The organism is Streptomyces sp. PKA51 (genome assembly GCF_057552455.1).
In genome coordinates this window covers 14,618-34,764 of the sequence record NZ_BAAJPZ010000013.1, presented here as the reverse complement: position 1 = coordinate 34,764, position 20,147 = coordinate 14,618, and the positions used below count along the sequence as shown (strand labels likewise).

The following is a 20,147-nucleotide window of genomic DNA, read 5'->3' as shown; positions in this document are numbered from 1 at the left end:
TGGGAAAAGGGGCCCCGCGGCCGGCCCCGGGCCCCCAGCAGGCAGGCCCGCGGAAGGCCGCGAGAAGATCGCAGGAAAGGCCGTGATGACCGTGACCGCCACAGCCAGGTCCTGGCTCGTCACCGGCGCCTCCTCCGGTCTCGGCCGCCACGTCGCCGAGCTGCTGCTCGCCCGCGGCGACCGGGTGGCGGCCACCGCCCGCCGCGCGTCCGGGCTGGACGACCTCGTGGCCGCCCACGCCCGCGACCGCCTGTGGGTGCAGGCCCTGGACGTCACCGACGCCGACGCCGTGCGCCGCACGGTCGACGCGGCGTTCGCCGCGCTCGGCCGCGTCGACGTCGTCGTGAACACCTCCGGACCCGGCCTGCTCGGAGCGGTGGAGGAGGTCACGGACGCGCAGCTGCGCCACCAGCTCGACACCGACCTCTTCGGCGCGATCCGGATCGCCCGCGCCGCGCTGCCCCACCTGCGCGAACAGGGCGGCGGCCGGATCCTGCAGGCGACCGGCGCGGGCGGCCACGACGCGCTGCCGCTGATGAGCCTGCGCCTGGCCGCCGCGCGCGGCGTCGAAGGCTTCTTCGCCTCGCTCGCCGGGGAAGTCTCGCCCTTCGGCATCCGGATCACGCTGATCGAACAGGCCGACGCCCCGGCCGCCGACTGGGCCGCGCCCCTGGCCGCGTACGAGCGGACTCCCCTGGCCGGGCTGCGCCGCACCCTGACCTCCGGCGCCGTACGCCCCCTGAGCGATCCGGCCAAGTCGGCCCGCGCCGTCCTCGACTGCGCCGACCTCGATCCGGCCCCTCTCCGCCTGGTCCTCGGCAGCGACGCCTACGAGACGACCCGCACCGCTCTCGCCCGCCGCCTGGCGGACCTGGAGAGCCAGCGGGAGATCGCCTGGTCGACGGACGTCGACGACGTCCGCCACTGACCCGCACGCCGGGGCCCGCCACCGGACGCCCACCGGGCCGCCATCGGACCGCCACCGGAACCGACGGGCCGTGGCTCGATCAGCACACTTTTGCAAGCGGCTTGCTTGCAAAAGTTAGCAATGTGCGACAGCATCGTCCGCATGGCATCACTCAACGTCGGCAACCTCGGCGAGTTCCTGCGTGAGCAGCGGCGCAACGCGCAGCTCACCCTGCGACAGCTCGCGGATGCCGCCGGAGTGTCCAACCCGTACCTCAGCCAGATCGAGCGCGGCCTGCGCCGGCCGAGTGCGGAGATCCTGCAGCAGCTGGCCAAGGCGCTGCGGATCTCCGCCGAGACGCTGTACGTGCAGGCCGGGATCCTCGACGAGCGGGAACGGGAGGAAGCGGAGGTCCGCAGCGTGATCCTCGCCGATCCCTCGATCAACGAGCAGCAGAAGCAGGCGCTGCTCCAGATCTACGAGGCGTTCCGCAAGGAGAACGCGCTCGCCGCCGACAAGGCGGCCGGGGCGGACGACAACAGCACACCCGACCACGGCAAACCTTCGAGCTGATCCGGGAGATCCCACGCCATGGCCATCACACAGGACATCCGCAAGGCGGCCACCGACACCGTGTACGCCGCCGCCGGCACCGCGGACCTCGCCGCGGAGAAGCTGGGACAGCTGGTCGCCGACGCCCCGGCCCGCATCGAGCAGCTGCGCAGCACCGACCCGAAGGCGCTGGGCGAGCGCGTGACCCAGCAGGCCAAGCAGGTCGGCACCCAGGTGACCACCAAGGTCGCCGGGTTCGTCGGGACGATCGACACCGACGCCAAGAAGCTCAAGCAGACCGCCCAGGACCTCGCTCTGCGGGGCGTCGGCCAGGCCGTCTCCGCGGCCGCGCAGGCCGGGGAGACGTTCGAGAAGATGGCCGAGCGCGGCCGCACGGCCGTGAAGGCCTGGCGCGGCGAGGCCGCCGAGGAGATCGCCGAGATCGCGGTCGCCGTCGAGCCCGACAGCGAGCAGGGCACGGGCGACAAGACCGCGCAGGCGGAGGCCGCTCCGGCTCCGGCCGCGGACGCGGACACCGCCGAGTCCAAGGAGGCCGGGGCCGAGTCCAAGGAGGCCGGGGCCGAGGCCAAGCCGGCCGCCCGCCGCTCCACCACCGCGACCCGCAAGCCCGCGGCCAAGAAGGCCGACGCCAAGAACGGCGACGAGGCGTAAGAAGCGAGGCGCAGGAGACACGGCGTAACAACGGCGCGAATGATCCGGGCACGCACGCCGTGCCCGGATCGTTCAGCCGGTACGGTGGCAGAGGACGCTGCGCAGGCACGGACAAGAGGTGAGCGGAAATGCTGGTGGAAGCCTTCGGCGAGGTCCTGTCCTGGATCTCGATCGGCCTGCTCGCCTTCACGATCGTCGCCTTCATCGACGCCGCCGTGCACCGCGAGGACGCCTACCGCGCGGCCGACAAGCAGTCCAAGGGCTTCTGGCTGATCATCCTCGGCCTGGCCGGCGCCGTGAACTTCTTCTTCGGCGTGATGAGCTTCCTGCCGATCCTCGGCCTGATCGCCACGATCGTCTACATGGTCGACGTGCGTCCCGCCCTGCGGCAGGTCTCCGGCCGCGGCGGCCCGCGGCGGCGCGGTTCGAGCTCGGACGGTCCGTACGGGCCGTTCAACGGCGGCCGCTGATCCGGGAGCCGCGCGGGGCGCCGGGAGCCGCCCGGCCGCCGGCCCTCACCCCCGGTCGAGCAGGATCACGGCCACGTCGTCGGTCAAGTCGCCGCCGTTGAGGGCCCGGACCTCCGCCAGAGTCGCTTCCAGAAGCTCCTCTCCCCGCAGCCCCTCTCTCACCCGACGCCTCACCAGCTCGATCAGCCCCTCCTGCCCCAGGCGCCGCGCCCCGGTACCCACCCGGCCCTCGATCAGGCCGTCGGTGTACATCATCAGGCTCCAGGCGGGGCCCAGTTGGATCTCCCGGTGCGGCCAGCGGGCGGATGCCGGCAGGCCCAGCGCCGGGCCGCCGCAGTCCTGCGGCAGCAGGACCGGCGCCCGCCGGGGGCGGACGAGCAAGGGCGCGGGGTGTCCGGCCAGGCACAGGGAGGCGGTGCGTCCGTCGGGGGCCATGTCCACCGTGCACAGCGTCGCGAAGACCTCGTCGTGCGCCCGCTCGTGCTCAAGTACTTGTTGCAGCGTGGCGAGCAGTTCGTCGCCGCACACTCCGGCGAGGGTCAGGGCCCGCCACGCTATGCGCAGTTCCACGCCCAGCGCCGCCTCGTCCGGGCCGTGCCCGCACACGTCGCCGATCATCGCGTGGACGGTGCCGTCGGGCGTGCGGACGCTGTCGTAGAAGTCGCCGCCGAGCAGGGCGCGGCTGCGTCCGGGGCGGTAGCGGGCCGCGAAGCGCAGTCCGGATCCGGCCAGCAGGGGGTGCGGCAGCAGGCCGCGCTCCAGGCGGGCGTTCTCCTGGGCGCGCAACCGGCTCTCGGTGAGCTGCCGCTGGGCGAAGTCGGCACGCTTGCGTTCGACGGCGTAGCGGATGGCGCGGTTGAGCACCCGTCCGTCGAGTTCGTCGCGGAAGAGGTAGTCCTGGGCGCCGACGCGTACGGCTTCCGCCGCCCGTTCGGCGTCGGCCTCGGCGGTGAGGGCGAGGACGGCGTGGTCGGGGGCGAGCCTCAGGACCTGTCGCAGGGTGGCGAGTTCGTCCGGTGGCCGGCCGGGGGTGCGGCCGGCGGGCGGCAGCGCGAGGTCGAGGAGGATGCACTGCACGTCATCGGTGAGCAACCGTTCCGCCTCGGTGAGGTTGCGGGCGGTACGGATGCGTACGGGCCCCTCGGACGCACCGTTCACGGCCGTCATGTGCCGCCCGGCGAGGGATCCGCCGGGCTCGCCCTCGATCACGAGCAGCGTGAGCCCGCCGTCGGCGTCGGCGGCCTCGGGGGCGTCGGCGGCAGCCTCGGCGGCACCGGTGGCCTCACCGGTCGGCGCGGCGGGTGGCCGTCCTGCCGGCCTCGGCTCGGGCACGGGCATCACTAGGTCCTTCCTCCCCCAGCAGTCGCTGGAGGCACCCCACCCCCGAAGCGCGGCGCCTCGCCGCCTTGCCGGCCTCACGGACGAGTACCGAACGTGACCCTAGCGCCAGAGCCCGGTCGAACGGAATGGTACGCAGCCACCCGCCTCTGTCATATGCCTTGGTCCATGGGGAAGTTGGCGCCCTTCTCCACTCGAACGGAGGAGCGCACGCCCGAAGGCGTCACGCCCCTCCCGTGCTCGTCGGCCTCCCGGCCGCGCCCTCAGCCCGGCCGGACGACCCCGAGGATCGGCATGGTGCCCGCCCCGGCCAGCGTCACCTGGCGGCCCGGCCGCGGCGCGTGGACGATCGTGCCGTCGCCCACGTACATCCCCACGTGGCTGGCGTCGCCGAAGTAGATGATCAGGTCACCCGGGCGCATGTCCTTCAGGTCGACCTTGGGCAGCTGCCGCCACTGCTCCTGCGAGGTGCGCGGGATCGCCCGGCCACCGGCCGCCCACGCCTTGAGGGTCAGGCCCGAGCAGTCGTAGGTGTCGGGCCCCTCGGCGCCCCAGACGTAGTTCTTGCCGATCTGCGCCGTGGCGAAATCCAGCGCGCGTTTGGCGTCCCCGGTCGCGGCGTTGCCTCCCGGTAGGTTCATCAGACCTTTACCGGTGGAAGCCAGCCACTGGGCCTGCGCCTGGCGCGCCCGCTCCTCCTCCAGCTGCCGCAGCCGGTCCCGCTCCTTCTCCTGCAGCTGCGACTCCAGCTTCTTGGCCGCGTCCAGCTGCTCCTCGATCTCCTTCTTGGCGGCTTCCTTCTTCTTCCGCTCGCCGTCGAGCGCCTTGCGGCGCTCCTCCGCCGCCTTGGCGTAGCGGTCGAGCTCGGCCCGCGTGGCCGTCAGCCGCTCGATCAGCCCCTTGGTGGCCTGCTCGCCCCTGCGGGCGAGGGCCGCGCCGCTCAGGAAGGTGTGCGGCTCGCCGCTGAGCATCAGCCGGGTGCCGGGGCCGAGCCCGCCGCTGCGGTACTGGGCGCGGGCCAGGGCGCCGGTCTGCGCCCGCAGCCGGTCCAGCCTCTGTTGTGCGTCGGTGACCCGCCGGGTGAGGTCGGCGACCGACTTCTCCTGCAGCCGCAGCTGCTCGCCCGCCGCGTTGTAGGCGTCGGTGGCGGTCTCGGCCTTGCGGTAGAGGGCCTCGACCTCCTTGTGCACCTCTTCGAGGCTCCGGGAGGGGGCGCTTGCCGTGGTCGTGGGCCCGGGGGTCGGCACGGGTGCCGCGTAGGTCACGCCGGGCACCGCCAGTACCGCCAGCCCCGCGGCGCAGACGAGCGCGGTGGCCACGGCCACCCGGCCCACGCGTCCCGCGGTACGCCCATCCGTACGGCCGGTGGCACGCCCGCCGGCCGGCCTCGTACGCCCTTGCCCCGCGCTTCTTGCGCCCCGGCGCGCGCCGTGCGCGCCGTTCGCATCATCCGCGCCTCGGCCCTCGCCACCATTGCGCCCGCCAGGAGACCCCACCGACACCTCCGCGACTCCGCCCCCGCACCCGACATGCCGTCACGCAAGGTTCGGATGGTGTCATGAGCTGCCAGAAATCAACAGAGGGCTGCGTCACACTGCACGGGAGCCCACTCCCGTCACACCACCGGAAGCGGCCCCTCCGCCGATCCACCACCCTGACGGGTGAGGTTCACCCTCCGTTCACTCTGCTCCATCGACCGCTTCACCTCATCTGCCTAATTTCGCCGATTAGAGGGTGCGGCCCAGACCGTCGCGCCTGCCACCTCTCGCACGCCGCCGTGAAGCGGCGGCTCCCGGAAGGAACATCCGAAAGTGAAGCTTCAGAGCAAGAACCGGCTTCGCACCGTCGCCCTCGGCGCCATCGCCGTCTCCGGCGCCCTGGTGCTCACGGCGTGCGGCTCGGACGACAACAGCGGCGGCGGCAACGGCGGCGGCGCCGGCTCCACCCAGGCCGCCGGCTCCATCAAGTGCGAGGGCAAGGGGCAGCTGCTGGCCTCGGGCTCGTCCGCGCAGAAGAACGCCATGGACCTGTGGGTCAAGAACTACATGGCGGCCTGCAAGGACACGCAGATCAACTACAAGCCCACCGGCTCGGGCGCGGGCGTCCAGGAGTTCCTGCAGGGCAAGACCGCCTTCGCCGGCTCCGACTCGCCCCTGAAGCCGGAGGAGGTGGCCAAGTCCAAGGAGGTCGTCAAGGGCGGCCAGGGCGTCAACCTCCCCATGGTCGGCGGCCCCATCGCGATCGGCTACAACGTCCCGGGCGTGGACAACCTCGTCCTGGACGCCGACACCCTCGCCCAGATCTTCGACTCGAAGATCGAGAAGTGGAACGACCCGGCGATCGCCAAGCTCAACAAGGACGCCAAGCTCCCGGACCTGAAGATCCAGGCGTTCCACCGCTCGGACGAGTCGGGCACCACCGACAACTTCACCAAGTACCTCAAGGCCGCCGCCGAGAAGTCCTGGCCGTACGACCCCGCCAAGGCGTGGAAGGCCAAGGGCGGCCAGTCCGCGGACGGCTCCGCCGGCGTCTCCTCGCAGGTCGCCCAGACCAAGGGCGCCATCTCGTACTTCGAGCTGTCGTACGCCACCGCCAACAACATCAAGACGGTGAAGCTGAACACGGGCGCCGCCGCCCCGGTCGAGGCCACCTCCGACAACGCCTCCAAGGCCATCGCCGAGGCGAAGATCGTCGGCACGGGCACCGACCTCTCCCTGAAGCTGAACTACACCACCAAGGCCGAGGGCGCCTACCCGATCACCCTGGTGACCTACGAGATCGTGGGCGACAAGGGCAACAAGGCCGAGACGCTGCCGGCCACCAAGTCCTTCCTGACCTACATCGCCAGCGAGGACGGCCAGTCGGTCCTCAAGGGCCTCGGCTACGCGCCGCTGCCCGCCGAGATCGCCAAGAAGGTCCGCGACACCATCGCGACCCTCTCCTGACCCCGGTGCGGGCCGTCCGCGCCCCGAGCCGCCCCGGGCCCGCCCGGAGCAGGCCGGGGACCGGGCGCCCGCGCCATCCGGTGCACCGCCGCGCCAGGAGCCGCGCCGCCGCCCGCTCGTCCGTCCGCATTCACCCGGACGGACCGCGGCGGCCGGCTCGCAGACCGGAGAACCCCATGGACATATCCCCAGCCACCGCCACCAGCCCACCCGCCCCCGCCCGGGCGGCCAAGGCCGCCACCCGTCCGGGTGACCGGATCTTCCTGGCCCTCTCCCGGGGCTCCGGGATCCTGCTCCTGGTGATCATGGCCGCCATCGCGGTCTTCCTCACCGTCCGAGCCACCAACGCCCTCTCCCACAACAAGGGCAACTTCTTCACCACCTTCGAGTGGAGCGCCAACTCCACCCCGCCGGTCTTCGGCATCGCCGTCCTCGCCTTCGGCACGGTGGTCAGCTCCCTGATCGCGATGCTCATCGCGGTGCCCGTGGCCATCGGCATCGCGCTGTTCATCTCGCACTACGCGCCGCGCCGGCTCGCCGCCCCGCTGTCGTACGTCGTCGACCTGCTCGCCGCCGTGCCGTCGATCGTCTACGGCCTGTGGGGCGCCCTGTTCCTGGTGCCGCACCTGAGCGGGCTGTACGGCTGGCTCGACACGTACCTGGGCTGGACCGGCATCTTCGCCTACCACGACGGCGCCGCCCGCTCGCTGTTCACCATCGGCATCCTGCTGGCGATCATGATCCTGCCGATCGTCACCAGCGTCAGCCGCGAGGTCTTCCGGCAGACGCCGCGGATGAACGAGGAGGCCGCACTCGCCCTCGGCGCGACGCGCTGGGAGGTCGTGCGGATGTCCGTCCTGCCCTTCGGCCGCTCGGGCGTCATCAGCGCCTCGATGCTCGGCCTCGGCCGGGCGCTCGGCGAGACCATGGCCGTCGCCACCGTCCTCTCCCCCAGCTTCGAGATCGGCAAGAGCCTGCTGGACCCGGGCGGCGGAACGTTCGCGCAGAACATCGCCAGCAGCTTCAAGGAGTCCGGTGAGCTGGGCAAGGACGCCCTGATCGCCTCCGGCCTCGTCCTGTTCGTGCTGACCCTCCTGGTCAACGGTGCGGCCCGGATGATCATCGCGCGGCGCAAGGAGTACACGGCATGAGCGAGGTAATCGTGGACCAGCCCGCCCTCCCCGGCAGCGCCTCCCCCGTCCTGCCCTCCTACCGCCTGCAGCAGCCCCGCCTGCCGCGCTGGGCCCCCGCGGGGCTCGCGGCCGCCTCCCTGGCCGTCGCCTGCGGCATCGGCGCCGCGGCCGGGCTCGGCAGCCACATCCAGTGGGGTCTGATCGCCGCGCTGCTCTACATAGCCGCCACGTTCGTCCTCGCGACCGCCGTCGAGGGCGTGCGCCAGGCGAAGGACCGCCTCTTCACCAGCCTGGTGTGGGTCTGCTTCGTCGTCGCCGTCGTCCCGCTGGTCTCGCTGATCTGGGAGACCGTCGGCCGCGGCACCAAGGTCCTCGACGGCACCTTCCTCTCCCACTCCATGGCCGGCGTCCTGACCATCCAGCCCGGCGGCGGCGTCTACCACGCCATCATCGGCACCCTGGAGCAGGTCGGCATCGCCACCGCCATCGCGGCCCCCATCGGCCTGCTGACGGCCGTCTACCTGGTGGAGTACGGGCGCGGCCGGCTCGCCAAGGCGGTGACGTTCTTCGTCGACGTCATGACCGGCATCCCCTCGATCGTCGCCGGCCTGTTCGTCCTCAGCTTCTGGATCCTGATGCTGGACAACGGCTACTCCGGCTTCGCCGGGGCGATGGCCCTGGCGATCCTGATGATGCCGGTGGTCGTCCGGTCCACCGAGGAGATGCTCAAGCTCGTCCCGAACGAGCTGCGCGAGGCCTCGCTCGCCCTCGGCGTGCCGAAGTGGCGCACGATCCTCAAGGTCGTCCTGCCCACCGCCATCGGCGGCATCGCCACCGGCCTGATGCTCGCGGTCGCCCGCATCGCCGGCGAGTCCGCCCCGATCGTCCTGCTGGTCTTCGGCTCCCAGCTGATCAACAACAACCCCTTCGAAGGCGCCCAGTCCTCCCTGCCGTACTACATCTACGAGCAGTGGGCGGCGGGCAACGCGGCCAGCTACGACCGCGCGTGGGCGGCGGCCCTCGTCCTCATCGCCTTCGTCATGATCCTCAACCTGGTGGCCCGCGGCATCGCCCGCTGGAAGGCCCCCAAGAGCCGCTGACGCGGTTGATTCCCCGAAAGAAGTAGTGATCCCCATGGCCAAGCGAATCGACGTCAGCGGCCTGACCGCCTACTACGGCACCCACAAGGCCATCGAGGACATCTCGATGACCGTCGAGCCCCGCTCGGTGACGGCCTTCATCGGCCCCTCCGGCTGCGGCAAGTCCACCTTCCTGCGCACCCTCAACCGCATGCACGAGGTCACCCCGGGCGGCCGCGTCGAGGGCAAGGTGATGCTGGACGACGAGAACCTCTACGGCACCGGCGTGGACCCCGTCTCCGTCCGCCGCACGGTCGGCATGGTCTTCCAGCGGCCCAACCCGTTCCCGACCATGTCCATCTACGAGAACGTCGTCGCCGGCGTGCGCCTGAACGGCGGGCGCCTGCGCAAGGCCGACCTCGACGACGTCGTCGAGAAGTCGCTGCAGGGCGCCAACCTCTGGAAGGAGGTCAAGGACCGCCTGAACAAGCCCGGCGCGGGCCTGTCCGGCGGCCAGCAGCAGCGGCTGTGCATCGCCCGGGCCATCGCCGTCGAGCCGCAGGTGCTCCTGATGGACGAGCCCTGCTCGGCCCTCGACCCGATCTCCACCCTCGCCATCGAGGACCTGATCGGGGAGCTGAAGGAGCGCTTCACGATCGTCATCGTGACCCACAACATGCAGCAGGCGGCCCGCGTCTCCGACCGCACCGCCTTCTTCAACCTGGCGGGCGTGGGCCAGCCGGGCAAGCTCGTCGAGATCGACGACACGGCCCGGATCTTCTCCAACCCCTCCGTCCAGGCCACCGAGGACTACATCTCCGGCCGCTTCGGCTGACACCGACCGCCTTGCGGCGCTGCTCGGCGGTGCCGCCGCAAGGCAAAGGGCCCGGCCCCCTGCTCGTACCAGGGGGCCGGGCCCGTTGTCGTCACCGAGCGGGCGGCTGTCCGCTCAGCCGAAGGCCAGGCGCACCAGCCAGTAGCACAGCGCGGCCACGGCGGCCGCCGCCGGCATGGTGATGAACCAGCCGAGGATGATGTTCTTGGCGACGCCCCAGCGCACGGCGTTGACCCGCTTGGTCGCGCCCACGCCCATGATCGCCGAGGTGATCACGTGCGTCGTGGAGATCGGCGCCTTGAACAGGAACGCCGTGGTGAACATGACCGACGCGCCGGTCGTCTCCGCCGCGAAGCCCTGCGGCGGGTCCAGCTCGATGATCTTGCGGCCGAGGGTGCGCATGATGCGCCAGCCACCGGCGTAGGTGCCCAGCGACAGCATGAGCGCGCAGGCGATCTTCACCCAGATCGGGATGGCGTCGCCCTTGTTCTGCACGTCGCCGATGACCAGGGCCATCACCACGATGCCCATGGTCTTCTGGGCGTCCTGCAGACCGTGGCCGAGCGCCATGCCGGCGGCGGAGACCGTCTGGGCGATCCGGAAGCCGCGCTTCGCCTTGTGCGGGTTGGCCTTCCGGAACATCCAGAGGATCACGACCATCACCAGATAGCCGAGGAGCAGGCCGACCAGGGGCGAGAGGAACATCGGGATGACGATCTTCTCGATCACGCCCGACCAGATGACGGCCGTGCCGCCCGCCAGCGCCGCGCCCACCATGCCGCCGAACAGGGCGTGCGAGGAGGACGAGGGCAGGCCGAAGTACCAGGTGATCAGGTTCCAGGCGATCGCGCCGACCAGTGCGGCGAAGAGGATGCCCATCCCCTTGTCGCCCGTCGGCGTCTCGATCAGCCCTTCACTGACGGTCTTGGCGACGCCGCTGCCGAGGAAGGCACCGGCGAGGTTCATCACCGCCGCCATCGCCAGGGCCGCGCGCGGGGTCAGCGCCCGCGTCGAGACCGAGGTCGCGATGGCGTTCGCGGAGTCGTGGAAGCCATTCGTGTACGTGAATCCGAGCGCGACCCCGATGGTCACGACGAGTGCGAACGTGTCCACCGGGGGTCAGGACTCCTTGACCGCGATGGTCTCGACCGTGTTCGCCACGTGCTCGAACGCGTCGGCGGCCTCCTCCAGCACGTCGACGATCTGCTTGAGCTTGAGCACCTCGATGGCGTCGTACTTGCCGTTGAAGAGGTGCGCGAGCAGCTTGCGGTGAATCTGGTCGGCCTGGTTCTCGAGGCGGTTGACCTCGATCCAGTACTCGGTCAGGTTCGTCATGGTCCGCAGATTCGGCATCGCCTCGGCGGTCAGCTCCGCCGCCCGGGCGAGGACCTCGATCTGCTGCTCGACGCCCTTGGGCAGTTCCTCGATCTGGTAGAGGACGACCAGGTCGACGGCCTCCTCCATGAAGTCCATGATGTCGTCGAGCGAGCCGGCGAGGGCGTAGATGTCCTCACGGTCGAACGGCGTGATGAAGGAGGAGTTCAGCTGGTGGAAGATCGCGTGCGTCGCGTCGTCCCCCGCGTGCTCCGCTGCCCGCATCCGCTCGGCGATCTCGGCCCGGGCGGAGCTGTCCGCTCCGAGCAGTTCCATCAGGAGCTTGGAGCCCGTGACGATGTTGTCCGCAGAGGCGGCGAACATGTCGTAGAAGCTCGTCTCCCTGGGGGTCAGACGAAAACGCACGTGGGATCCTCGGGGTGCAGCGGATTCGGTCTCGTTGATGCTAGGCGCATCATCCAGCCACAGCTAACTGGCATTCCCTCAGTGTCGCCCATCGGGCAGAGTGCTCGGCAAAGCGGTGCGGGCTCCGGAGGGCTTTTTTCGGTAAGATATACCCGGCCGGGGTATGCCGTACGGCTGCGGCCGAGGGGTCCCCGGCAGGTCCGGCCGGCCCCGGAAAGCCGCTGATGACCAGCACGGACGCACCGGCAGGACGACGGAGGACGCCATGACGACCACGGACCCCGCAGTGACCAGCGCCACTGGGGCCGCCTCCTGCCACGGTGAGGACCTTCCGCAGGCCGGCACGGCCGTGCCCGGGCCGCACGGTTACAGCAAGCAGAAGGACCAGCACCTCAAGCGACTGCGCAGGATCGAGGGACAGATCCGCGGCCTGCAGCGCATGGTCGAGGAGGACGTCTACTGCATCGACATACTCACCCAGGTGTCGGCGGGCACGAAGGCGCTGCAGTCCTTCGCCCTGCAGCTCCTGGAGGAGCACCTGCGTCACTGCGTCGCCCAGGCCGCCCGCGAGGGCGGGGCGGAGGCCGACGCCAAGGTCGCCGAGGCCACCGCCGCCATCGCCCGCCTGCTGCGGACCTGAGCGCGGGGCACGCGCCGGGCACCCGGGGCGGATGTCACCGGCCGGGCCTCACTCGCCTCCGTCCGCATCGGGCGCCGACTCCCGCGCACGCTGCGGCACCACCCTCAGCACCTCGTCGATGCGATCGGTGCTGAGGCGCTCCTCCGCCGCGCTGGACGCGGCGATCATCAAATCCCCGTAGAGATCGATCTCGACGAGGGCCACGGGATCCGGCCCACCGGACGAACCGCGCCGCGGAACCACGTGATTCACCTCCTCGCGACGGCCTTCAGGTCACTGCTCCAGCGTAGTGATCGGTACAGACTCCGCGCATGGCACAGAAGGACCATTTCCATGGCCAACTACGCCCGCGTGCGCTATTTCTGCGGCGAAGCGACGGTGCCCGCATAGATTTCCCCGGCCGCGGGAAGGTCGATGTCCGGCCGGAGGCCGAAGGCGAACAGCTCCACCGAGGACACCACCGTCATGGGCTCCCCGCCGCCGGCCGGCCCCGCCGCCGAGCGCTCGCCGAACCGGTAGCGCAGCAGCCGCGGCCGCCCCCGGTCGTCCAGATAGGCGTCGAACGCCACCGTCCCTGTGGAGAACCCTTTCGCCGCGGCCGCCAGCGCCGCCCGGTCCCGCGCCGGCGCGGAGCGCGCCGCCCGGGAGAGGTCCACCGTGCCCCAGTAGTGCGCCACGCGCGCCCCGTGGAGCCGCTCCTGCCCCGCGTACGCCACCTCGCGCGCCCCTCCCAGCAGCTCCGCCGCCGCCAGGGGGTCGGTCGCCCCGCTCGTCAGCAGATCGCCGTCGGCCAGGGAGCCCGTCTCCAGACGCACCCACTTGCCGTCCGGCACCCCGGCGCCGCGGTTCTTCATGTACAGCGCGCCCGGCGTGAAGACCTCCGTGATCGGCCGGTGCCCGGCCGACCCGGCCGCCCCCTCGGGCAGCACCACCGCCAGCCGGCCCACCGGCCGGATGAAGTCGTAGACACCCCGGCCCCGGATCGTCAGCCGCGTGCCGCCACTGACCGTCTCCATGGACGTCCGCACCTTCGCCCCGCCCGCACCGGCCAGCGTCCACGGCACGTGCCGCACCACCGCCAGCGCACGGGCGGGATCGACCACCGCGGGACCGGCCAGCTGGGCCTGGCGCACCTCGCCGGCCGCACCGCCCCGGGCGGGCCTGCCGTCCTGCCCCTCGGCCTCGGACTCCTGCTCCCCGCAGCCGGACACGGCCAGCATGCCGAGGACGAGACCGCCCGCCACCGTGGTGGCGAGGGTCGCGCCTCTGCGTCTGTGCCACTGCACCGCCATGGCCGTAAGCCCCCTGCCGCACGCTGGTGGAACCCGCACTCTCAACGACGCGTCCCGGCCCGCCGTCACGGCCCGGTAGCGTGGTGGCGTGTCAGATCCCGTTGCCACGCAGTCCTGCGCACACCAGACGACGACCACCGAGCGCGGCTCCTTCTGCACGGCCCGCTGCTCGTGCGGCTGGTACGGCCCGGCCCGCAGGGCCCGCTCACTCGCCCGCGAGGACGCCGAGAAGCACCTGACCTCGTCGACCGGGTGAAAGCCCTCAGGCCGCCAGATCCCGGTCGTGCCGCAGCGGCTGCCGGCCGGACAGCGCCGCGTCCGCCGGCCCCGCCGGTGCGGGCGCCACGGGCCCCGACGCCTTCGACGGCTCCGGCGCATCGGACGACCGTACGAGCCAGGCGGCGCGCGTCCCCGAGATCTTCCGCGTCAAGGGGGTGAGCAGCATCATGGCCAGCGGGGCGAGCAGCAGGGCGACCGCGGTGCCCAGGGCGAAGCCGCCGATGACATCAGTGGGGTAGTGCACGCCCAGGTAGACACGGCTGAAGCCTTCGAGCAGCGCGAGACCGATCCCGATGGCCCCGTACTTGCGGTTGGCCACGAACAGGCCCACGCCCAGCGCCATGGTGAGCGTGGCGTGATCGCTGACGAAGGAGTAGTCCGTCTTGCCTTGGACGAGAACGTCCAGGCCCTGGTGCTCCAGGAAGGGTCTGGGCCGGCGCACGAAACCGCGGATGGGGATGTTGATCAGCAGCGCGATACCGGCCGCCAGCGGGGACCACAGCAGGGCCGCCGTCCCGCAGGGCGCGTCCTCCTTCCGGCGGACGTTCCACCAGGCGAACAACATCAGCACGGCGAACCCCAGGACGATGCCGTACTCGCCGACGAACTCCATGACGCGATCCACCCAGTGCGGGGCACTCTTCGCCATGCCGTTGACGTCGTAGAGCAGGCCGACGTCGGGATTGGTCTCTCCCCCGGCCACCGGCATGGAGTCTCCCGCCGCGAGTCCAGCCATCGCCCCGGCCCCTATCTGTCGCCTGTCACTACGCCCAGCTGCCGACCCCCGTGGTCCGTGCGCCGCAGCTCGCGGCGCTGCTTACCCACTCCCATGGAACGCCCGGCTCCGTCGGACCGTTCCAGTCTCCACCCAATGATCACCTGGCTGTTATCGAAGGGTGACCCATCACCCCAGCTCAGGCCCGGGCTTCACACCCCGTCACCTCATGCGGGCCGCCTCGACCCCGTACCCACGGGCAGCGCCTTGGCACCGTCCGCCGTGACCCGCGTCGCCCCGATGTAGTCCGGCTGCGCATCGATCTTCTCGAACCGGATCACGGCCCCCGTACGCGGCGCGTGAATCATGTACCCGCCTCCCACGTACAGCCCCACGTGATGGATGCTGCGCGGATCCTTCAGGTCGTGCGCGAAGAAGACGAGATCGCCCGGCAGCAGCTCGTCCCGCTTCGGATGCGGCCCGGCGTTCCACTGATCGTTCGCCACCCGCGGCAGCTCGATACCGACGGAGGCGTAGGCGGCCTTGGTCAACCCCGAACAGTCGAACCGCCCCCCGTCCTCCTTCGTCCCGTCCCCACCCCACAGATACGGCGTGCCCAGCTTCTCCTGCGCGTAATAGATCGCCCCGGCCGCCTGCTGCGAGGGCGCCACCCTGCCGACGGGACGCGCGAAGCTCTTCTCCAGACTGCGGATGGACTTCACGTACCCCTGGGTCTCACTGATCGCGGGCACGCCGCCGGCCTTGATGACGCGATACGGGCCGGCGTTGTAGGCCGCGAGCATGTTGTCCGTGACATCACCGGCCACGCCCTTGACGTCCTTCGCCAGCTCGCAGTCGTACGCGGCGGCCGACGGGATCGCATCGGCCGGATCCCACACGTCGCGCTTGCCGTCGTGATTGGCGTCGAGCCCCTGGGTGGCCCAGGTCTCCGGGATGAACTGCGCTATGCCCATGGCCGCGGCGGGGCTCCTGGCCGTCGGATCCCAGTTGCTCTCCGTGTACAGCTGCGCGGCGAGCACCGCAGGATTCAGCGCCGGGCACAGGTTGCCCCACTGCGCCACCAGCGCCTGATACTGGTCGGGAACGGCACCCTTCGCGAGCCCGACCGTGCCTCTCCCGCCGCCGAGGATGTTTCCGGCGGTCACGTACACACCGATCACGAGCAGCCCGATGAAGCTCAGGCACATCGCGATGCCCAGACCCACGCCCATCCAGAGCTTCCGCACGCGTCAACCTTCCCCCAAGGCAGGCGACTTACGCCGCCGTTTCCGTAATCCCGTGCGAGTCTGCCCGCATCACTGCTTCCCGATGAAGCCCCGGCAGTCGATGCTTGCGTACTCCTTCGGCGACTTGACGTGGTGAAAGAGCACGGTCCAGTTCCCCGGGTCGTTGCCCACCGGAATGGCGGGAGCGTACGGCTTGCCGTTGGAGAACATCCGAAAGTCGTCCGGGTAGGTCAGCTCCACCCACGGCGCGCCGAACCCCTTGCTGTCCTGCTTCAGGAGGGCCACGGGCTTGCTGGAGTAACCCAGGGCCAGGTTGTCCTGGGACAGCCCCGCGAACGGTCTGCCCGTCTCGGAATCGATCTCGTGCGGGGGCTTCACGGACACGGACACGTAGTACGGCCTGGGAAGGGCGGGGTCGGCGTACTTGAAGCGCACCGAGATCTTCACCTTCCCCGACATCTCCCGGGCCGACGGGTCCTCGGCGCTGACGATCGCCGCCTGCAGCTGCGCCTGCCCGGGGCGCTCCTCGGCCGGCAGACCGCACTGCCCCGACCCCGGGGATCCCTCCTTGGGTGCCCAGTAGTCACGGTTGGGGTTCGTCGCCTCGATGTATCCGGGCTCCGCACCGTTGGCATCACCGGAAGGAGATACGGCGCCGGGCCTGGCCGCACCGGAAGTAGCGGGAGCGGGGGTCGCCGTCGCACCGATGGCAGCGGGTTTGCCCTCGCTGCCGTCACCTTTCGTATCCCCCGCCCTCTGGATCAGCAGACCGGCGGCCGCACCGGCGGCCACGGATGCCGCCCCCACGGCGAGCCACAGCCTCGTGCGGGGCTGCCGGGCTTGCGGTGTCGCCGGTTCGGGCACGACCGTCGGCACGTACCCCGCCCCTCCGGCCGCCCCGGGGCCGCCGCCCACCAGAACCCGGTAGAAGGGGTCCTCGACCAGGGCCGACGTCACCGCGCAGCGTTCGATGACCTGAGTCGGCGTGGGCCGCCGTGCCGGATCCCCGGCCACGCAGTCCCGGATCAGCCCGGCCAGCCTCGGTTCGACGCCCTGTACGTCGACCTCGCCGTGCACGACGCGGTAGGCCACCGACTCCAGCGAGCCTGCTCCGTACGGCGGTCGTCCCGTCGCCACGGCCGCCATCGTCGCCCCGAGCGCGAAGACGTCGGAGGCCGTGGCGACCGCGTTGCGCGTGATGACCTCGGGCGCCGTGTACCCGGGCGTGCCGGGTGCCGTACCGGTGCGGGTGAGCGCGGTCTGCTCGGCGGCGCGGGCGATCCCGAAGTCGATGAGCTTGGGCCCGACGGCCGAGAGGATGACGTTGTGCGGCTTGAGGTCGCGGTGCAGCACCCCGTACTCGTGCACACCGGCCAGGGCCTCGGCGAGCGCGGCGAACAACCGGAAGCAGGTATCCGCAGGCAGCGCACCGTGCTGCCGCACGGCATCGGCCAGCGTGGGCCCCGGCACGTACTCGGTGGCGAGCCAGTACGGCGGCGCGGCCAGCGACGCGTCGATGATGTTGGCGGTGTACGCACTGCGCACGGCCCGCACCGTCTCGACCTCGCGCCGGAAGCGCGCCAGGGCCTCCGGCGACTCCGCGAAGTCCTCCCGGATGACCTTGAGAGCCACCTGCCGCCCTCCGGGCGACCGCCCCACATACACCTGCCCCATCCCGCCGGCCCCGAGGCGGGCGAGAACGGTGTGCGTGCCAATGCTGGTGGGGTCCTGGGGTCGTAGCGCTTCCACGAGACGAGACTGTGCCACATCCCGCCATGTCCCTGATCAGCCGTCAGTACGTCGCCAGTGCCTTGGTCGTTGCGTGGGCGAAGGCTTCGGGGTTGTCCAGCATGGTGTTGTGCCCGCAGTCCGGCACCGGCACCACGCGGCCCCCTGCCGCCTCCAGCACGTCCGCGCCGGCGAGGGGGCCGTCGGCGGCCGGCAGGAGGTAGGTGCGGGGAATCGGCAGAGTGAGCAGCAGTTGCCGCATCGTCGGGTCCGTTCCGCGGGTCAGGTTGACCGCGCTTCGGTGCAGCGCTGTGCGGCCGGCGAGGCGCATGGTGGACCACCAGTGGCCACCGGCCCGGTCGCGTATCTCCTCCCAGCCGCCTGCCCCAGGAACTCCTGTTCCGTGTAGGCGGCGATGCCCCGGCTGCCCGCCGCTCCGGGCGTTGCCCCTGGGGCGTCAGTTCGTATGTTTGTTCTTCAGATGATGACCGATGTATCCGACGATGACGCGCCCGGTGCAGCCCTTGGTGTCGTCGTGGAAGTAGATCCGCGGTGACGTGCTGCCCTTGGAGTGGAGTTTGAGGTGGGCCTGCATTTCGAGGCGGCCGGTGGGGGCCACGTCCGGGGGGACGGGGAAGACGCGTTCGTCTCCCCACGCGTTCATCGTCGCGCCCGTTTCCGCCATGGCCACCTGTTTGCGCGGCCACACGTCCCCGGGTTGCTCCGAGGTGCAGTACTCGTAGAAGCCGCCGTTGAAGCCGTCGTGGGCGCTGCGGGTGTAGGCGTCCAGGGCGCGTAGGGCGTTCCAGGCCTTGGCGGCCCAGACGCGGGCCCGGGCCGCCTCGTCGAGTTCGAGGGCCTTGCCCTTGTCGGCGGAGACGGTCAGGCCCTCGAACGCATCGAGGCGCTCCCACAGGTCCTCGAAGGACGCCGGGACGCCGAGGGGTTGCTCGATCAGGACGGCTTCGCGGTGCCGGCCCGCCGCGTACAGCCGGCGGCGCAGTACGCGGACCTCGGCGCGGGCGCGTTCCAGATCGTCCAGGGCCCGGACCGCCTCCTCCAGGTCGCCGTCCGCGCGGGCCACGGCGGCCTGGAGTTGCTCTTCCAGGGAGGCTTTGGTGCGGGCGGAGAGATCGGCTTCGCGGGTGGCCTCCTTCAGGTCCTGGTCGGCCTTCTTCAGTGATGCTGTGAGCCTGGCGATCTGGGCGGCCATGGCCCCGAGCTCCTCGGTGTGGCGGGGTTCGGCGAGGGCGGCCTGCCGTTCCTCCCGGTGGAGCTGACCGAGGTCGGGGAAGGACAGGCCGCGCAGTGCGTCGGGCAGCGGCGCCTCGGTGGACAGGCGTTGCACCGTACCGGCGATCCCGTACCAGGCCCGGTCGCTCTGATCGCTCAGTCTGGCCATCGTCAGGAAACGGTGGCGGGGCGCGTCCTGCGGCCAGGCGGGGTCGACGTCGGTCAGGAAGGTGCGCACCGCGCCGGGGGCGACCCTGTGGTCGTCCCCGATCGCCTTGCGGAAGGCGTCGACGGCGTCGAGGTCCTCCAGCAGGTACAGCGCGGCCGCGCCGGCGCACTGCGGCAGCACCTGCCGCATCCGGTCGCTCCAGACGGTGTCGGGGCGTACGGGTCTGGCGGCCACCACCACCGGTAGCCGGCGTGGCTCGCACAGGACGTCGACCAGGGCGTCCACCTGGTCGGCGTGGACGGGCCGGGCGTCCAGGGTCAGCGGGGACAGGCCGTCGACCGGCGCCAGGTCGCGCACGAGCTCGCGGACGAGGCGGGGCCGGCCGGGCGAGAGGGGCTGGTCGCCGTTGGGGAATGCCTCCAGCGCCACGGAGACGACGGCGCACTCGCCCGCGCACAGCGCGGCGGTGATCGTCGTGCGCCAGGTGGCCTCCGGCTTGTCCTCGCGCAGTTGCAGGCGCAGCGCGTGCTCGGCGCCGTCGGCCTGGTAGATGCTCTGGCTGGCCAGGACGCAGTTGTCGGCGAGGTCGTGCTGCCCGGAGGCCAGGGGTGCGCTGCCGTACTTCTCGATCAGCCACGCGGCGCTGATCCGCCGGACGTCCTGCAGGACCGTGGCGGACTGCGGAACGGTCAGCACGGTGCGGTGGGCTAAGGGATGGCTGGAGTGGGTGTTCGTGCTCATGGCGACTCGTCTCGGCGCGGGCCAGCAGGCGAACGGGCAGGCGACCGCCACCGCACGCCGCGCGGCGCGCACACGGTGCGGCAGCCGGGGACCCGGAGCCTACGCCCAACGCGGGCCATTTCTCAGCCAATCGGATCACCTGACTGCCGCGGGGTTACGGGCAGGCACGCGTCACCCGCTCTGACGTGCGACGACGCGGTACGGGACGGTGCCGTGGGGGCGGGTGGCGGGGCGGCGGCCCGAGAGTTATCCACAGGGCTCGCGCAATGCTGTGGCTTCGGGTGTGCTGGGGCCATGAAGCGGGGGGATCAGCCGGGGCTGCACGCGCTGGCCGCGGCACAAGGTGGAGTGTTGCTGACGTCCCAGGCCGTCGGGTGCGGGCTCAGGCCGACCGGGGTCGCGGGGGCGTTGCGAAGAGCGGGGTGGACACGG

At 71.3% G+C, this 20,147-nt stretch carries 20 protein-coding genes and 1 pseudogene; 10 read left to right on the top strand and 11 right to left on the bottom strand.

The features are described from left to right. Nucleotides 1–85 precede the first annotated feature (85 nt). From AC27L3_RS19820 to AC27L3_RS19805, 4 genes are all read left to right on the top strand, one after another. Nucleotides 86–928, top strand: coding sequence for an SDR family oxidoreductase (locus AC27L3_RS19820; protein WP_487235380.1), 843 nt, complete (start codon nt 86–88; stop codon nt 926–928). A 141-nt stretch (nt 929–1,069) separates the two neighbouring features. Continuing rightward, a complete protein-coding gene (locus AC27L3_RS19815) occupies nt 1,070–1,480 on the top strand; it encodes a helix-turn-helix domain-containing protein (RefSeq protein WP_344432484.1) in 411 nt (136 codons plus the stop codon). An 18-nt stretch (nt 1,481–1,498) separates the two neighbouring features. Beyond that, complete coding sequence (locus tag AC27L3_RS19810; RefSeq protein ID WP_487235379.1) at nt 1,499–2,131, top strand: hypothetical protein; 633 nt, start codon at nt 1,499–1,501, stop codon at nt 2,129–2,131. 128 nt (nt 2,132–2,259) lie between these two features. Beyond that, complete coding sequence (locus AC27L3_RS19805; protein ID WP_487235378.1) at nt 2,260–2,601, top strand: DUF2516 family protein; 342 nt, start codon at nt 2,260–2,262, stop codon at nt 2,599–2,601. A 45-nt stretch (nt 2,602–2,646) separates the two neighbouring features. Here AC27L3_RS19805 and AC27L3_RS19800 read toward each other — a convergent pair whose 3' ends face one another. Together AC27L3_RS19800 and AC27L3_RS19795 are read right to left on the bottom strand one after the other, a co-directional pair. Next, entirely contained in the window at nt 2,647–3,939 is a 1,293-nt protein-coding gene (locus AC27L3_RS19800; protein WP_487235377.1) for a PP2C family protein-serine/threonine phosphatase, read from the bottom strand. Nucleotides 3,940–4,202: 263 nt separating this feature from the next. Further along, a complete protein-coding gene (locus AC27L3_RS19795; RefSeq protein ID WP_487235376.1) occupies nt 4,203–5,273 on the bottom strand; it encodes a C40 family peptidase in 1,071 nt (356 codons plus the stop codon). 477 nt (nt 5,274–5,750) lie between these two features. On the opposite strand from AC27L3_RS19795, the gene pstS reads away from it, so the two are divergent. From pstS to pstB, 4 genes are all read left to right on the top strand, one after another. After that, nucleotides 5,751–6,884, top strand: a complete 1,134-nt coding sequence (gene pstS, locus AC27L3_RS19790) for a phosphate ABC transporter substrate-binding protein PstS (RefSeq protein ID WP_487235375.1) — start codon at nt 5,751–5,753, stop codon at nt 6,882–6,884. A 176-nt stretch (nt 6,885–7,060) separates the two neighbouring features. Further along, nucleotides 7,061–8,035 (top strand): phosphate ABC transporter permease subunit PstC, encoded by a 975-nt coding sequence (gene pstC / locus AC27L3_RS19785; RefSeq protein ID WP_487235374.1) that lies wholly within the window; start codon nt 7,061–7,063, stop codon nt 8,033–8,035. Continuing rightward, nucleotides 8,032–9,117, top strand: a complete 1,086-nt coding sequence (gene pstA, locus AC27L3_RS19780) for a phosphate ABC transporter permease PstA (RefSeq protein WP_487235373.1) — start codon at nt 8,032–8,034, stop codon at nt 9,115–9,117. The genes pstC and pstA overlap by 4 nt, the downstream gene beginning before the upstream one ends. 34 nt (nt 9,118–9,151) lie before the next feature. After that, complete coding sequence (gene pstB / locus AC27L3_RS19775; RefSeq protein ID WP_487235372.1) at nt 9,152–9,931, top strand: phosphate ABC transporter ATP-binding protein PstB; 780 nt, start codon at nt 9,152–9,154, stop codon at nt 9,929–9,931. A 114-nt stretch (nt 9,932–10,045) separates the two neighbouring features. On the opposite strand, the gene AC27L3_RS19770 is transcribed toward pstB, so the two are convergent. Further along, nucleotides 10,046–11,044 (bottom strand): inorganic phosphate transporter, encoded by a 999-nt coding sequence (locus AC27L3_RS19770; RefSeq protein ID WP_487235371.1) that lies wholly within the window; start codon nt 11,042–11,044, stop codon nt 10,046–10,048. Between the two features lie 6 nt (nt 11,045–11,050). Continuing rightward, a complete protein-coding gene (locus AC27L3_RS19765) occupies nt 11,051–11,671 on the bottom strand; it encodes a DUF47 domain-containing protein (RefSeq protein ID WP_344432471.1) in 621 nt (206 codons plus the stop codon). A gap of 265 nt (nt 11,672–11,936) precedes the next feature. Here AC27L3_RS19765 and AC27L3_RS19760 point away from each other — a divergent pair, with 265 nt between their 5' ends. Further along, the gene (locus AC27L3_RS19760; RefSeq protein WP_487235370.1) at nt 11,937–12,311 is read left to right on the top strand and encodes a metal-sensitive transcriptional regulator; all 375 of its coding nucleotides are present in this window, start codon (nt 11,937–11,939) and stop codon (nt 12,309–12,311) included. Nucleotides 12,312–12,359: 48 nt separating this feature from the next. Here AC27L3_RS19760 and AC27L3_RS19755 read toward each other — a convergent pair whose 3' ends face one another. Together AC27L3_RS19755 and AC27L3_RS19750 are read right to left on the bottom strand one after the other, a co-directional pair. Further along, on the bottom strand, nt 12,360–12,554 hold the full coding sequence (locus AC27L3_RS19755) for a hypothetical protein (protein ID WP_365967297.1): 195 nt from the start codon (nt 12,552–12,554) through the stop codon (nt 12,360–12,362). A gap of 113 nt (nt 12,555–12,667) precedes the next feature. Then, entirely contained in the window at nt 12,668–13,603 is a 936-nt protein-coding gene (locus AC27L3_RS19750) for an SCO4651 family lipoprotein (protein ID WP_487235369.1), read from the bottom strand. Between the two features lie 88 nt (nt 13,604–13,691). On the opposite strand from AC27L3_RS19750, the gene AC27L3_RS19745 reads away from it, so the two are divergent. Beyond that, on the top strand, nt 13,692–13,859 hold the full coding sequence (locus AC27L3_RS19745; RefSeq protein WP_487235368.1) for a hypothetical protein: 168 nt from the start codon (nt 13,692–13,694) through the stop codon (nt 13,857–13,859). Between the two features lie 6 nt (nt 13,860–13,865). Here AC27L3_RS19745 and AC27L3_RS19740 read toward each other — a convergent pair whose 3' ends face one another. The 5 genes and pseudogenes from AC27L3_RS19740 to AC27L3_RS19720 all read right to left on the bottom strand — a co-directional run bounded on the left by AC27L3_RS19740 (nt 13,866) and on the right by AC27L3_RS19720 (nt 19,715). Next, nucleotides 13,866–14,618 carry a phosphatase PAP2 family protein gene (locus tag AC27L3_RS19740; protein ID WP_487235367.1) on the bottom strand — a complete coding sequence of 251 codons (753 nt, stop codon included), beginning with the start codon at nt 14,616–14,618 and terminating at the stop codon, nt 13,866–13,868. 206 nt (nt 14,619–14,824) lie between these two features. After that, nucleotides 14,825–15,844, bottom strand: a complete 1,020-nt coding sequence (locus tag AC27L3_RS19735) for a C40 family peptidase (RefSeq protein ID WP_487235366.1) — start codon at nt 15,842–15,844, stop codon at nt 14,825–14,827. 69 nt (nt 15,845–15,913) lie between these two features. After that, nucleotides 15,914–17,593: a serine/threonine-protein kinase gene (locus tag AC27L3_RS19730; RefSeq protein ID WP_487235365.1), complete on the bottom strand. Its 1,680-nt coding sequence runs from the start codon at nt 17,591–17,593 to the stop codon at nt 15,914–15,916. A gap of 43 nt (nt 17,594–17,636) precedes the next feature. Next, nucleotides 17,637–18,013 (bottom strand): annotated as a pseudogene (locus AC27L3_RS19725) (alpha/beta fold hydrolase); the annotation flags it as partial. A gap of 16 nt (nt 18,014–18,029) precedes the next feature. Then, nucleotides 18,030–19,715, bottom strand: coding sequence for a hypothetical protein (locus AC27L3_RS19720; RefSeq protein WP_487235364.1), 1,686 nt, complete (start codon nt 19,713–19,715; stop codon nt 18,030–18,032). Nucleotides 19,716–20,147: the final 432 nt, after the last annotated feature.